Raw genomic sequence first — 15,133 nt, 5'->3', positions numbered from 1 at the left:
GCGCATGATAGCTAAATACCACTTCTATATAATAATTATCATACCTAATTTATTTAATAAATTTTTATCACTATAAAACTAATGAAATATAATAAATTTAAGTCTGGCGAATATGAGTAAGTAATAATAATTAAACGCTGAGTGTATTCACGCCCCTGACTTTTTAGCCCAAAACTGACAAGCCGCTGTTTTTATAATGCAAATGACGATATCTAAGCAATAATTCGGTTAAGTAAGTAAATTAATTCATCATCACATATTTCATGTGATATAATCTTGAAAAATCATTAACCTTATTACAGCAGTGGATTCAGAGCGTCACGGAAGATGGCTAGTTATGGTCAGATCGCGGTTTATATCCTTCACCTTTTTTCTCATCCCCGCTTTATCTCGTGTTGCATCACAGCTTATTTTTCTCGTTGGTATTAATCTAATAGTTTGAACTAATTCATAAAATATCTATCAACTCTAGAAGGGTTTTTCTGATGGATATCTCTGGAGCATGGCATGGACGTTGTAAAACCGGCGCGCAGGCAAAAAAAACCGCTGCGGCTTGGCACCTCAGTAACACTTATGGTTTCTGTGGTTATAATTTCGGTTCTATTGGCAGTACACACGCTGTTTTTTATCCAAATCAGCCATATTGCGCAGAATAATCTCAAAGAAAAATCCTTTGCGGTTGCTCGTACTCTCGCATTATCCCCTATTGTGATCAATGGATTAAGTCACACTGAGGATAAGGATAAAATTCAACCCTTTGCTGAAAGCGTCAGTAAGAGCAACGAACTATTATTTATCGTCGTCACCGATATGGACGGCATTCGTTACTCGCACCCTAATACTAAAATGATCGGACGACATTTTATTGGGGACGATCTGCAACCCGCATTGCTTGGGGAAGAAAGCAGCGCGATTAATCGTGGAACCTTAGTGCCAGCCCTACGTATTTTCACCCCTGTTTATGATGCAAATCATCAGCAAATTGGCGTAGTCGCCGTCGGCATTTCGTTGCTCAACATCCAATCAGTTATTCATGAAAATCTTTGGAGCGTTCCCTGGACGATTCTATTCGGAATATTTGTTGGCAGCCTCGGCACCTGGTTTTTAGTCAAAGCCTTAAAAAGAATTATGTTTGGTTTTGAGCCCTACGAAATATCCAATTTGTTTGAACAGCGTGATGCCATGCTGCAATCGATCAAAGAAGGAGTTATCGCCGTTGATACTGATTGCCGCATCACTCTGGTCAATCACGAAGCCAAACGCTTGTTTAAGCAAAATGGTCCGTTGGAAAACCTTCTGTTGGATAATGCCAGCAAATATTGGCCAGACCGCCTCAATCTACAACAGGTGCTGACCACGGGTATTGCTCGCCGCGATGAGGAAATAGATTTCAACGGCAGTATGCTGCTGGCCAATACCGTCCCAGTGGTGGTGAATGGCGATATCATTGGCGCTATTGCAACTTTCCGCGATAAAACTGAAATTAGCCATTTGATGCAACGTTTAACCGGCATGGTCAATTATGCCGACGCATTAAGAACACAAACCCATGAATTTATGAATAAACTTCATGTTATTCTTGGTCTGCTGCATATGAAACACTATCCGCAGTTAGAAGACTATATTCTTAAAACGGCCGATAATTATCAGGAAGAGATCGGCTCTTTGCTATTTAAAATAAAATCCCCGGTGATCGCAGGCTTCCTGTTGGCGAAAATTAATCGGGCGCGGGACATGGATATTACATTGCTGGTCAGTGAAGATAGCCGTCTGCCGGATACTGCAGATGAACAAACCACCACCACACTAATAACTGTTCTTGGCAATTTGATTGAAAATGCGTTAGATGCCATGTCGGATATGCCGCAGAAAGAAATCAACGTTAGCTTTCATCTGGTCGACGATATCTTGCATTGTGAAGTGAGTGATAATGGGCCAGGCATTACGGTTGATTGCCAATCCCAGATCCTGAAGGAAGGCTTTTCGACAAAAGGAAATGGACGCGGTATTGGATTAACACTGGTACAACGAAGCCTAGAAGCCGTGGGTGGTACACTTGAATTCGAGTCTGAGGCAGGAAGTCACACTCAGTTCTTTATTAAAATCCCTTATAAAATCAGTGCGGTAAATCATGATTAATGTGTTGATAGTGGACGACGACGCCATGGTGGCCGAGCTGAATAAATGCTATTTAAGTCAGGTCAATGGATTTACCTGTTGCGGGGTAGTGTCATCGCTACAGGCGGCGCGAGAAAGGCTAATGCAATCCGAAACGCCGATTCATTTGGTACTTTTAGACGTTTTCATGCGGCAAGATAACGGGTTAGACTTGCTACCCACGCTGCGGGAATTTAGCGAGCACACCGACGTTATCGTTATTTCCTCTGCGAGCGACGTCAATACCATAAAGAAAGCCCTGCAGTACGGCGTGGTCGATTACCTGATAAAACCTTTCCAGTTTGCCCGATTTGAAGAGGCGCTGTCGGTTTATCGACGTCAGCATCGCCTGCTGGAACAGCGCGATAACTATGCCCAATCAGATATAGATAAACTATTGCGCCGAGACAGTCGTAATACCGGTGAGCGGAAAAAACTGCCTAAGGGATTGACCAGTCAGACTTTACGTACCGTGTGCGAATGGATTGTGGCTAACCAGACCAGCGAATTCTCCACAGAACAACTCGCCAATGCTATTGGTGTATCTCGAGTATCCTGTCGCAAATATCTCATCTTCTTGTCAGAAACGGCAGTATTGAGTATTCACGTTCTCTACGGTGCCACAGGGCGCCCCGTATACCTTTACCGATTAATGCCTGACCAGCTTCCGGCATTGCAGCAATACTGCGAATAACCCCTATGTAGCAAAAACCACCGGTTACATTGAGCACCGGTGGCTTTTTCACTCCTGCAATCAGGCAATCCATCCTAATAATAACGTCGCACCAATCACCGTTGACGCCCCGCCAATCCGGGTCGCTATTTGAGCAAAAGGCATCAATGACATACGGTTAGAGGCCGAAAGAATAGCCACATCGCCAGTACCGCCCAGTCCACTATGGCAACTGGTTACAATGGATGCTTCCACAGGATACATATTCAGATACGGAGCAATAAAGAAGCTAATGGTTGCCATGGAAAGCACCACCGCACCGCACACTACGATATAACCAAACGAGAATACCGCAACGACGCTTTCCAGCGGAACAAACAGCATACCCAAACCAATCATTAACGGCCAAACCAAAGTGGTTGAAACAAACTTGTAGCAACTGTGCGCACCCAGTTCCATTTTAGCCGGAATGACCTGACAGTATTTGCACAGAACTGCAATCAGAATCATTAAAACGGGGCCTGGAATATGCACCAGCTTTTCAAATAATCCGCCAACGATAAAGAAGGCGCAAATCATTAACAACCCGCCGCCCATCAATTGGAAGTCAGCTTGTTGCGGCCCTTCTTGTGAAGTAAATACTGCATTGTCTTCTGCATTGCGAATCAGCATACCCTCACCATTCAGATCTTTACGACGAGAGCCTATTCTGGCCAATACTCCGGCGCAAATAATGGCGAAAATATTACCCACAACTGCCGCTGGAGCCAATTGCGCCACATACACATCTGGAGACTCACCCAAAATTGCCGAGTAAGCTAATGACAGCGGTAATATACCTTCGCCAATACCCCCACCGATAATTGGTACGATAATAAAGAAGAATGTGTGATAGAAACTATAGCCGAACAGTTTTCCAACCAGCAGACCGGAAGCCACCGCAGCGAGAGTTCCCACTACCAAGGGAATAAACATCCGCATCATGCCCTGAATCAGTACTACGCGATTCATCCCCAGAATACTACCCACGACCAGGCAGGCAATAACGAAGTACAGTAAATTGGCCTCTTTCATCAACAGATGTACGGTATCTAAGGTATTGGTCTGAAATACGCCAAAATAGACCAGAACCGAAGGTACCATCAGACACAGAATAGCTGGCCCGCCAATATCTTTCAGTACTGGAATCCGGCGACCAATGTGAGACAGAATAAAGCCAAGCGTCATAATAATGGCTAGGCCGCCAATCATGTTTTTTGGCAAAAGATTAGAATAAGATGACGTAACGACAATGGCAGCAATAGCAATGAATAAAGCCAAAGGTACCGCATTGATATCCCTGTTTGAAATACCACCGAATAACTTCATGGAAAGTGTTTTGGTCCCATTGCTTTCAGTTGCTTCACTATTAGAACAAATTACATCCTGATTTATTCTTTTCATTTTAACCTGCTATTATTAGAATTCCTGGATAAGATAGGAAACGGCTACGAGGTTTCATTTCATCCCATCGTATATTGTCAGACAATAAAACATCTCACGGACAGTCACTCAATAAAATCCCACTTAGCCCTGGTGTCAACTTGCAGATAAACTAACACTTTAAAAAAACGAAAAGAACAGCATTTAAATAAACGTGTAACGTAATTGTGAAACAATCGACAAGTTTAGTTTAAATAAGTTATTTAGGCGTTATGTAATTAAAGTTACTGGCAGGAATTAAAATGGCATGATAGAGGGAAATAAGTAATGAACTAACAATATACCAAGCATGAAATAATAAATAAACAACATATTATAAATCATTATTAGACTTTACATTGACGTTAATCAATTAAAAAATACAGATAAATTTCAAAAAAATATTGGAACCCTACTTGAGATTCATTAAAACTGCCCCTCTGATCAGCCCGCCGATTTCAATGATCATGACCGCCATAAGGCGGTCAGATTTTTCGATAAAACTAATAGCGAAGGTTATTCATGCGCTTTGGTTAAGGTAAAAACCTGCATCGAAGCGTCTAAAGTATCGGCCTGTTCAGCGAGCGATAGCGTGGCAGCGGAGGCTTCTTCAACCAATGCTGCATTTTGTTGGGCGACTTCTTCCAGCTGCACAATCGCAATATTGACCTGCTCAATCCCACGGCTTTGTTCGTCAGACGCAAAAGCAATACTGTCGATCAAGCTCTTCACCTGATCGACCTCATTCAGCAGGGTTTTCATATCGTCACCCGACTGTGAGGCCATATCAGAACCCTCTTTGATTTTGCTGACTGAGTCTTCAATTAACTCTTTTATTTCTTTTGCTGATACTGCACTCCGCTGCGCCAGGTTACGCACCTCGGAGGCAACAACGGCAAAACCTTTACCTGCCTCACCCGCTCTTGCCGCCTCAACGGCGGCATTTAGCGCCAGAATATTGGTTTGGAAAGAGATAGAGTCAATCACGCCAATAATATTGGAGATTTTCTCAGAGCTTTCGTTAATCGCTGAGATTTTCGCCGTGATATCGGTAATATTTTCTCCATTTTTGCGCGCCAACACTGCCATATTATCCGCCATCGCCGTGACGAGTCTGGTGTTGTCGGTATTCTGTTTAACCGAAGAAGTCAGTTGCTCCATGCTGGCGGCAGTTTGTTCAATCGAAGCCGCCTGCTCTTCCGTTCTGGATGAGAAATCCTGATTACCGGCGGATATCTGCCGCGTCCCAATAGTAATAACGGCGGATGATTCTCTCACTCCTGAAACAATACCCTTCAGCGATTGCTGCATATCGTCTAACGCGGTTAGCAACCCTCCCATTTCGGTAGCGGGCTGTAACGGAATAACACTCGATAAATCACCTCGGGATATCTTTCCAAATAGCTGGCGAGCTTCATTAATCGGGGAAAAAATAATCTGTTTGGCAAATCTGATGGCCATAAGGATTAAGCCTAACGTCAACAACAATGCCCCGCCAATAATCCACATATTTTGGCGATAAGAAGCGGTTACGCCCTCGATTTCTTTTTCGCCCAGATTTTTTGCAAAAGTTTCGAACTCAGACAAACTATTGCGTAAAGCTTCACTTTTAGGAACAACACTCGGTCCTAGATTGTAATAAGCAGCCACATTACCATCACGCAATGTTTGCATCATTGGTTTGATACCATTGTTAATGTAATCAGCATAAGTCGTATCAATATTCTTACGTAACCGCCGCCCTTCTGCGGTCAATGACACAATTTTACCTAAAGCGACCATGTTTTTTTCAGATGATTTAAGATAATCCTGTGCCTTCAATAAATCGGCCCCGGCGTCTGCCTTCGCTTCCAACAGTAATGCGGCATTTTGCGCGTAAATACGGGTATTTAATAACTCAGAATAGATTAAATATAAAGGCACCAATTGATCGCCTTGAATACGGTCAATTCTAAACGTTGCACCTTTACTATTGGTTAAAGCCTGCATGCTAAAACCACTCACCCCAAGCAGCGCAAGGCTAAACACACAAATAATCAAAGATAAGCCAACACTTATTCTCATTTTTTTAAACATTAAAAACAAACCCCTAGAGTAATAATATGAGGTGCTTATCGGAGGTAGATTGTATTCCTTTAGTTAATTTCCCCGATTTAACGCCATACGCTTCAAATAAGCATAAATGCAGGTAAATATATTAACCAAAGTGGAATTTATAAAATAATATAGCTAGGGGAAAGTAGCATCCACAAACATACTATTAGCGTGAGAGTAGTTTTGTTAGCAACTAAATATGAGAGAATAAATAGAAAACGAGTGTACATTAAGGTAATGAGGTTGTTCATTCAATGGACGGATTCGAGCTATGAGATCCGCATCTCATTGTTCAATGCAACGGCTGATATATGCGGATGAAATGTACTGACAGATAGAACGGGGCAATCTGATACAAACTGCCCCGCGGTAGGAACATAAATCACTGGCTATAACGAAGAATGTTGATTCCCCAATTAGCTATTTACAAGATTGGCTTATTTAGCGGGTTCCTTCAAACCACGATTGATTAACATTGGCTCAATACTTGGAGCTTGGCCGCGCCAATCAATATAAAGTTTTTCCAGATCCTGACTGTTACCCCGAGATAGGATTTTATCACGCAAGCGCTGACCATTTTCCGGCGTTAGCCCACCGCTTTCTAATAAACCAACAAAAGCATCATCGGCCAGCATTTCAGTCCATAAATATGCGTAATAACCTGCGGCATAACCATTACCCCAGATATGTTGGAAATAACTGGAACGGTAACGTGGAGGGACATAACTCAGATCAATTTTATCTCGCTGTAACGATTTTTTCTCAAATTTATCAACATCCTGCTCCAGCTGACTGGCGTTTAGCATATGCCAGTTCATATCCAGCAATGCCGCAGAAAGCAGCTCGGTCATGCTATAACCTTTATTGAATTTTTTGGCTTTCTGAATCTTATCGACTAACTCCTGCGGCATTGGCTCGCCGGTTTTATAATGTTTGGCATAGTTGGCGAACACTTTTGGATCGCTGGCCCAATGTTCGTTTAACTGTGATGGAAACTCGACGAAATCTCGCGCCGTCGCGGTGCCAGACAGGCTTGGGTATTGCTGATCGGCAAAGATGCCATGCAGGGCATGACCAAACTCATGGAACAGCGTAATGACATCGTCATATGACAGCAATGCTGGCTGTCCAGGAGCCGGTTTTGTGAAGTTAGCAACATTATAAATAACCGGTTTGGTACCTAACAATTTCGACTGATCGACAAAATTGCTCATCCAGGCACCGCCACCTTTGTTGTCACGCTTGAAATAATCGGTGTAGAACAACGCCAAAGGCTGACCGTCTTTATCAATAACGTCATAAACCCGAACGTCTGGATGATAAACCGGCAAATCTGTCCTTTCTTTAAAACTAATACCAAACAGTTGATTCGCCGCGTAAAACACGCCGTTATTCAGTACATTGTCCAGTTCAAAGTAGGGGTTTATTTGTGATTCATCCAGATCATATTTTTCTTTTCTCACCTGTTCCGCATAGAATTTCCAATCTTCTGGCCCCAGCTTAAATCCACCGTTCTGACGATCGATAACCGCTTGAATATCTTTTGCTTCCCTCTCGGCACGTGCGGTCGCAGCCGGTACGATATCACGCATGAAAGTCAGTGCCGTATCAGGGGTTTTTGCCATTTGGTTCTGTAATTTCCAAGCAGCATAATTCGGGAAACCAAGGAGTTGAGCCTGTTCAGCCCGTATTTTTGCCAAACGAGATACTATCTGGCGAGTGTCATTGGCATCCCCCTGCTCGGCTCGATTCCACGATGCATCAAACAACGATTTTCGCGTATCTCGGTCGCTAAGATTTTTTAGCACCGGCTGCTGGGTGGTATTTTGCAATACCAATAGCCATTGTTTATCCAGTTGACGGTCGCCGGCAGCCTGCGCCGCTGCGGCTAATTCCCCCTCTGACAGCCCCGCTAAAACAGACTTGTCTTTAACTGCCACCGCACCGTTTTTGGTTGCAGCCAAAAGTTTATTGGTAAATTGAGTGCTCAGACCAGCCGCTTCCTGATTTAAAGCTTTAAGTTTGGTTTTATCCGCATCAGAAAGATTCGCGCCTGCCAGAATGAAGTTAGTGTAAGTCACTTCCACCAAACGTCTCGATTCATCGTCCAGACCGAGTTTATCTCGCTGGTCATATATTGTTTTAATACGATTAAACAGTGTGCTATTCAGCTTGATAGCATCTTCCATAGCCGCCAGTTTTGGCGAGGTTTCTTCATCTATTTTTTGCAGGACATCACTTGAATTGGCCGATGTCATTGCGCCAAATCCGTTCATCACTCGGGTTAAAGTTCCCCCTGATTTCTCCAACGCTATAAAGGTATTTTTAAAGGTTGGCAGTGTAGGATTATTTGCAATAGCATTAACCTCTGCCAAACGTTCGGCAATTCCAAATTCAATCGCCGGCGCATAGTCGCTTTCCTTAATAAGATTAAACGGCGGTGCCTGGAAAGGTAGTTTACTCGAGCTAAAGAACGGATTTTGACCGACCCGATTAGCTTCATCTTCCAACTGAGGTTTATTTAACTGCCCCTTTACCGCTATTTCTGCGGATTGGACCTGCCCGGCGAGTGCCATACTCATCGCTAAAACCAACGTAGATAAACGCATCAAACGTAACTCCTCCATGTTTATGTTTAAGACACTGTTGAACCTTTCTAGCTTAGGCGTAAGAGTGAATACTGGCAAAAAACAAACTATTAATCACACTGTTAGTATTGGTAATACCTTACAAGTCGTTAGTCAGTCCAAAGGTTTTCCTTTGCTTATCTCATTTTAGGAATCACTGATACCAATAAAAACGCCCCGCATTATGCGAGGCGTCGAAGTTACTGGCTAAAAGTTTGCTGACAGATTAATGAAAGCCGCTTTCTTCCAATGGCGGAATTTTACTATCTAATAAACAGCTAACCGCTTCAATAACCGATTGAGCTTGAATATCCTCAACCTGTCTCCCTTCTCGCAATAAAATATGCGGCACACCCAATGGATACCAACGTAAATATTTTTCAGGCCGGTTTTCAAATAATGCTACAACCGGAATCTGTAATGCTGCACTTAAATGAATAGGGGCGCTATCTGCCGAAACCACCAAATCTAATTGACTCATGGCGGCTATCATATCGGGTACCGAAGGGGTAGAAAGGCAACGAGCGGGTAAATGAGCCAATTGTTCATCCGTCGGTTTTTCTGCAGGATCGTGGAAAATAAATAGCTCGGTTTTGGACTCAAGGCCAATGATTACATCGTGCCATTTCTGCCAGCTCCAGCGACGATCGACCGACTTATTTGAAATAAATAATCCAATCCTGGGTTTATTTTTATCACCAAACCAATTTCGCCATTGAGCTTGTAACTGCGGCTCAGGATAGACATAAAGCCGTAGCGCATTGATATCAATGGATGCTAGCTCAGGTAACAGCGTAAATCCAGATAATGACTCATGCTTCATTGGCCGGCTAGCTGCGTGGGACGCAACCCGATCGTCAAATTCACTCTCAGCTGTATGCCAACGACAATCGGCAACATTTAACTGTCGGACAAACTGGATACTATTTTTACTCACGCCCCCATTGGGGACAATCGCCAGATTAAAACGCAACCGACGTAAACGCCAGATTAGCGCTAAGCGATCTATTAAAGCGTTTAATTTTCCCAGGCGCTGATTACGCTCACATTGTTTACTGTACACATAGGTATGTACCGCAGCGACATCCGGATTACGATCCAGTACCGGGGCATTATATTTATTGGCCAGCACATGAATTTCAGCTTCTGGCCAATGCTGTTTAAGCGCGCGAATCAATGCTGTGGTGCAGACCATATCCCCGAGGAAATCAATTCGGGTCACTAAAATGCGTAACATTTACACGTATCTCATCAGGGAAGATTATCTGGCACATTATTCATCAAATTATCATTCCCAACAACACCATCGTTTATCTTTTCGCGTATAAACTGATGAATGTAAAGGAAAGCACATCTATCCCGCACAGTTATGCAATAAGTCCCCTTACATAGAAGAATTGCCAAACCAAATCTCCTCATTACAAAAACCTTGTGCCCGAAAACGATCGGATAATCTTGCTCGTGGTGGCAACCATTCCGGCTTGCCATGGTATTAATAAAGATCCGAACCAACAAAATAAAAAAACACGTTAGGTCAATTTCGTTATTATTCATCTATTCGATAATCACTTCATACTTTTGTATCTAAATGGAATTAGTTCATGAAAAATACACATATTTAGTGTGGTTTTGCCTGTTGATAAACCTGTACGTGCTTATATTTCTATTTTTAGAAGAAAAAATTATTGATGTGGAGGCTGATGAGCTCAGCCTTATACCACAAGAAATGACTCAATTAATGCTGATAACCGCTGGACAGTATCCTGCTCGCTACTCATTCAGTTTATCTCACTGCTTTTATTTCCCCAACTTAGAAAATTCGCTTTTGTCTTAAGGCTGTTGGGAGTCGATTTATCTTTACCTACCAGTTTTATCAGTATTACTGGCTATACCATGATATCCAATAACATTCGATTTGAGTCATTACTGCAATATGCTAGCAGCAGGGAAAATAAACTCACCTGCGTAATAGGTTGCAAAACTGCCGGATTCTGACTTATGGTCGTCGCGCTGATAATAGTGGCACTGGTACAGTGGGTACGGGATACGGGATACGGGATTATCTGTCGGGTTGGTATTAGTACTATGTAGATTTTTATCTTTATCAACGTATTTAGATTAAGAAACAGTACACAGCTAGCAAATTTCAATGGAGTGTTAGCCATAAAACCTGCGCCATAGAACCAAACTTATTTGATCCCTAAAAATACGGTCATTTTGACTAAAAGAATCATTGGGCAATAACATTTTTGGTTCAGGTAGGAGACAGGAAAGGGAAGATTACGATGCCAATTAATTTGATACAGTCGTCTAATCTGGAAAAAACCTACGAGCTTGACCTTTGACGGAAAGCTAATCGGTTCCTCACTCAGCGAGATAACTGACTGAGCGCTGAGTGAGTGAATTCATCTGATATCAAACGGCTTATTGCTCAGGCACAACCACATAAATCTGGTTGTTACGCTGCTCCAGCGTGATAAGCATTTCATTACCGTTATCCAGCACGGCGTGAGCGCGATAGAACCCTTCCGTCACTTCCTCATCGATCGTTACCTTCTTACAGGTTGCATTACTATCTAACTGCCATTGAAGAATTTCAGTTAAAACCGAGCAGGCCGATGTTTCTAGCTCGGCTCGTTCGCTGGCCACCACCGTCATTACGCCAATGACTAATGAAAAAACCAATACCAGCAGGCAAAATTTAATCTTACCGAATATAGCAGGGAATTTTGGCCATATCTTTTCGTTAAACCGGCTTAAGCGATAGAAATCAACATTGGCCATCAAAGCCGTCACCACTGATGGAATAAGGTACGCCTGTCGCTCATAACCTAGGAAAATTGCAAAAGCAGAAAAGAGTATTCCGGCAGCCATAATGATTAAGCCCTTCTGCCACATTCCCTTGATAAAGTAATATACCGATCCAAACAGCAGCGCCCAAGCATTAAAATTGATCGTAAAACGATCTCCAAAGGCTAACTGTTTAGCAAGAGTCTGATCGCCACTGTATTTATCGTCGCGAAAGCCAAGCTTATCCATTAGCAAAAATTTACGTTCCCAAGATTTATTGTATCCACGAAATCGGTTATTTTTAATCGAATGGTCTGGTTTCTCATTACTTCCAATGTCTACATTGCTCATATTACATTCATCCTTAAATTTCTAACTCGACAGACGAACTGTCTATTCGGTTTTAACTAAGCGTTCTAAATATCGGCTGTAACCAAGTTTACTTTAGTACTATTTATGTTTTTGCTTTCTGCGCCAACGGATAATTAAATTTTGATAAAAAATTAACTATCTATCCCGAAGTAGCACAGCAATCCCCACATTACTCACCTATTTCCGCTAGAATTAATAAATCCGAATATAAGAATGAAGAGGTGTCATACCATGCTGGGACCCTGGATTAATAGTGCGGCAATAATTTTAGGTGGCTTACTGGGCGTTGCTTTAGCACGACATGTACCATTACGTTTGCGAGAAGGGTTACCAGCAATTTTTGCTCTCTCTTCTATTTGCATCGGCGTTGTCATGATAATAAAGGTGCAATACATGCCAGCGGTTGTTCTGGCATTGATTCTGGGCACAACATTTGGCGAACTGTTTAGTCTGGAACGTGGAGTCAAACAGTGCGCAGAGTTTTTACAACGCATACTTTCCAAAGTGATCAAAACGCGTAGTCCCTTACCCGCAGAGGAGTTTGCGCAAAGTTATACCGCGATGATCGTGCTGTTTTGTGCAAGCGGGCTGGGAATTGTCGGTGCTTTAACCGAGGGATTAAGCGGGAATTACCAATTACTCTTGGTCAAATCGATGATGGATTTCTTTACAGCGATGATTTTTGCCATCTCTTTGGGAATGGCACTGATATTTATCGCAGTCCCACAATTATTGCTTCAGAGCTTACTTTTTGGCCTCGCCGTTTGGATCATGCCCTATATGGATGAAATCGCCTTCGCTGATTTCTCAGCCTGTGGCGGTATTATAATGATCGCCGTTGGATTACGTATTGCCCAGATCAAGATATTTTCCGTAGTTAATTTCTTACCCGCATTACTGTTCGTCGTGCCTTTATCCTATGCATGGCGTGCGCTAATGGTATAGCTTTGGTTAATATGGGGTGAGATATACTCTCATTATCGTCTGGGTGGAATAGCGATAATACCGGCCAATATTTTATTATTGGCGGTGCCGCTCCCTATCGCAGGAGAAATTTTGATACATTGTAGCAACAAATTTCAGTAACAATTTTATTCGCAGCTAGCTTTGTAAAATTCGTTTAGCTCATCGCAGACCAATGTTATTGTATTTGCGATGGACGTGAGATAAACCAATCGTATCTAATATTTCAGATACGTCGTAATGGTACTGCCCGTAAAGCTTTGCCATAACCTCTGAAATAGGGTGATATCAACCTTGGTCTATTTGTCTATGCCAAACTTAACCATATGGGTAACCATCATGCCGTTGGGCAATGAAATAAACATCAGAATTAATGCCCGTATGGCGACAAATCAACGGTGAAACAGGTAAACACGCGGTTTTTTGCATCGCCTCGATGGTTCATCGACTGCGGCTCCGCTAATAAAAAATATTATTATATTGACCCGATTGTGCCGATAAGCAAGAAATAGATAAAGCGCTATTCCTGATCGCGACAACCGGCTTTTCTGATGATAAAATTTATTACCCTATATAGAAATTCAACTGTATTAAATAATAGGAAATTAAATGTTAGAAATTTTCGATGTCAGCTATGAAGAGCTGATGAATATGCGGTCTGAGGATCTTTACAGACTGAGAAAAAAAACCTTTAAAGATCGCCTACAGTGGGCTGTAAAATGCAGCAACGACATGGAGTTTGACGAATATGATAACCCAAACACTCGTTATCTACTCGGCATATACGGAAGCCAGCTAATTTGCAGCGTGCGTTTTATTGAGTTGAACCGGCCGAATATGATAACTCATACTTTTAACGCTCTCTTCGACGATATTACCTTACCTGACAATAACTATATCGAATCAAGCCGATTTTTTGTTGATAAAACCCGTGCAAAGTTGCTTTTAGGTAACCGCTATCCTATAAGCTATGTGCTCTTCCTTGCCATGATTAATTATACCCGGCACCACGGTCATACGGGTATTTACACTATAGTTAGCCGCGCCATGCTAACCATACTTAAACGCTCTGGCTGGCAGATAGAGATTATTAAAGAAGCATTCGTCAGCGAAAAAGAACGTATTTATCTACTCAATCTCCCAACGGACTTACACAATCAGGCATTGATGGCATCGCAGATAAATGCATTTTTACAGGGGCCAGACTCAGCGCTACGAGCATGGCCAATTTCGCTGCCCGTTATTTCAGAACTGGCTTAATCAATTCCAGTTCAACTCCCAGCCTGATGGCCTGGCGGGCGTTAATCACCCCTAACTTTTTCACCACATTGCCCATGTGATGTTTAACTGTTCGGGGCGTAATGCCCGCAATCAGCGCAATTTCCTGATAGGTTTTACCCATACTAGCCCAGTGAAGCACCTCATTTTCTCTCGGAGAGAAAATGGCTTTACTCGTGATGTCCGCAGGTTTCCCATTCGTAGTACGCACCGTACTTTGTCCAAGCATCAGCATCTGTTCGTGAATATTAATCAGACACATTTGCAGCCGCTCTGAGTCATTGATTATCTGAGCTTCTAGCTCTTTACCATCACTATGGTCCATAATCAGCGACAACATAGCCAAGTTATTCATGTGATCGTGCAGCACGAAAGTAAATCCATTGACTATGTTATATTTTTTCGACAAAGCGAAAATCTTGGATGATTTCAAGTCGGAGAGGATGGTAATATTTTCATCCCACGAAAACGGTGAGGTGCGTTTAAACGCTGTCAGAACCACGGGATCTATATGCTGGTAGTTTTGGGTTCGGTAGATATCAACCCATTCATTTGGATAACTTGACACCATGAATATATCAATGGGATTCTTTTTATCAATCACCATGTAGGTATATCTGGGCGAATCGTAGCTGGCTAGCTTTCTGTCGATATAATCCCGTAGAGTCTCAATTATCCTTTCATCATTTTTTACACCAAAAAACATTCTCCTTCTCCC

The 15,133-nt window shown here is 42.6% G+C and carries 10 protein-coding genes; 4 read left to right on the top strand and 6 right to left on the bottom strand.

Annotation, left to right across the window (positions count from 1 at the left end):
- Positions 1-507 precede the first annotated feature (507 nt).
- Together PL78_RS03920 and dcuR are read left to right on the top strand one after the other, a co-directional pair.
- Positions 508-2,139, top strand: a complete 1,632-nt coding sequence (locus tag PL78_RS03920; RefSeq protein WP_064513281.1) for a sensor histidine kinase — start codon at positions 508-510, stop codon at positions 2,137-2,139.
- On the top strand, positions 2,132-2,851 hold the full coding sequence (gene dcuR / locus PL78_RS03915) for a two-component system response regulator DcuR (RefSeq protein WP_064513279.1): 720 nt from the start codon (positions 2,132-2,134) through the stop codon (positions 2,849-2,851). Before PL78_RS03920 ends, dcuR begins: the two co-directional genes overlap by 8 nt.
- Before the next feature lie 60 nt (positions 2,852-2,911).
- Here the strand turns inward: dcuR and PL78_RS03910 are convergent, their stop codons facing one another.
- The 5 genes from PL78_RS03910 to PL78_RS03885 form a co-directional block, all read right to left on the bottom strand.
- Complete coding sequence (locus PL78_RS03910) at positions 2,912-4,198, bottom strand: 2-hydroxycarboxylate transporter family protein (protein WP_371112907.1); 1,287 nt, start codon at positions 4,196-4,198, stop codon at positions 2,912-2,914.
- A gap of 609 nt (positions 4,199-4,807) precedes the next feature.
- Positions 4,808-6,367, bottom strand: a complete 1,560-nt coding sequence (locus PL78_RS03905; protein WP_064513274.1) for a methyl-accepting chemotaxis protein — start codon at positions 6,365-6,367, stop codon at positions 4,808-4,810.
- A gap of 455 nt (positions 6,368-6,822) precedes the next feature.
- Positions 6,823-8,994: a peptidyl-dipeptidase Dcp gene (gene dcp, locus PL78_RS03900; RefSeq protein ID WP_064513272.1), complete on the bottom strand. Its 2,172-nt coding sequence runs from the start codon at positions 8,992-8,994 to the stop codon at positions 6,823-6,825.
- A gap of 244 nt (positions 8,995-9,238) precedes the next feature.
- On the bottom strand, positions 9,239-10,249 hold the full coding sequence (locus PL78_RS03895; protein WP_064513269.1) for a glycosyltransferase family 9 protein: 1,011 nt from the start codon (positions 10,247-10,249) through the stop codon (positions 9,239-9,241).
- A gap of 1,187 nt (positions 10,250-11,436) precedes the next feature.
- Positions 11,437-12,153, bottom strand: coding sequence for a DUF2628 domain-containing protein (locus PL78_RS03885; protein ID WP_064513265.1), 717 nt, complete (start codon positions 12,151-12,153; stop codon positions 11,437-11,439).
- A 252-nt stretch (positions 12,154-12,405) separates the two neighbouring features.
- On the opposite strand from PL78_RS03885, the gene PL78_RS03880 reads away from it, so the two are divergent.
- Positions 12,406-13,119 carry a DUF554 domain-containing protein gene (locus tag PL78_RS03880; protein WP_064513263.1) on the top strand — a complete coding sequence of 238 codons (714 nt, stop codon included), beginning with the start codon at positions 12,406-12,408 and terminating at the stop codon, positions 13,117-13,119.
- A gap of 627 nt (positions 13,120-13,746) precedes the next feature.
- On the top strand, positions 13,747-14,397 hold the full coding sequence (locus PL78_RS03875; protein ID WP_064513261.1) for an acyl-homoserine-lactone synthase: 651 nt from the start codon (positions 13,747-13,749) through the stop codon (positions 14,395-14,397).
- Here PL78_RS03875 and PL78_RS03870 read toward each other — a convergent pair.
- Entirely contained in the window at positions 14,378-15,121 is a 744-nt protein-coding gene (locus tag PL78_RS03870) for a LuxR family transcriptional regulator (RefSeq protein ID WP_064518240.1), read from the bottom strand. The two genes, PL78_RS03875 and PL78_RS03870, sit on opposite strands and share 20 nt — an antisense overlap.
- Between the last annotated feature and the right edge of the window lie 12 nt (positions 15,122-15,133).

It is taken from the genome of Yersinia entomophaga (genome assembly GCF_001656035.1).
Classification (GTDB): Bacteria; Pseudomonadota; Gammaproteobacteria; order Enterobacterales; family Enterobacteriaceae; genus Yersinia; species Yersinia entomophaga.
This window is presented reverse-complemented; position numbering and strand designations above follow the sequence as displayed.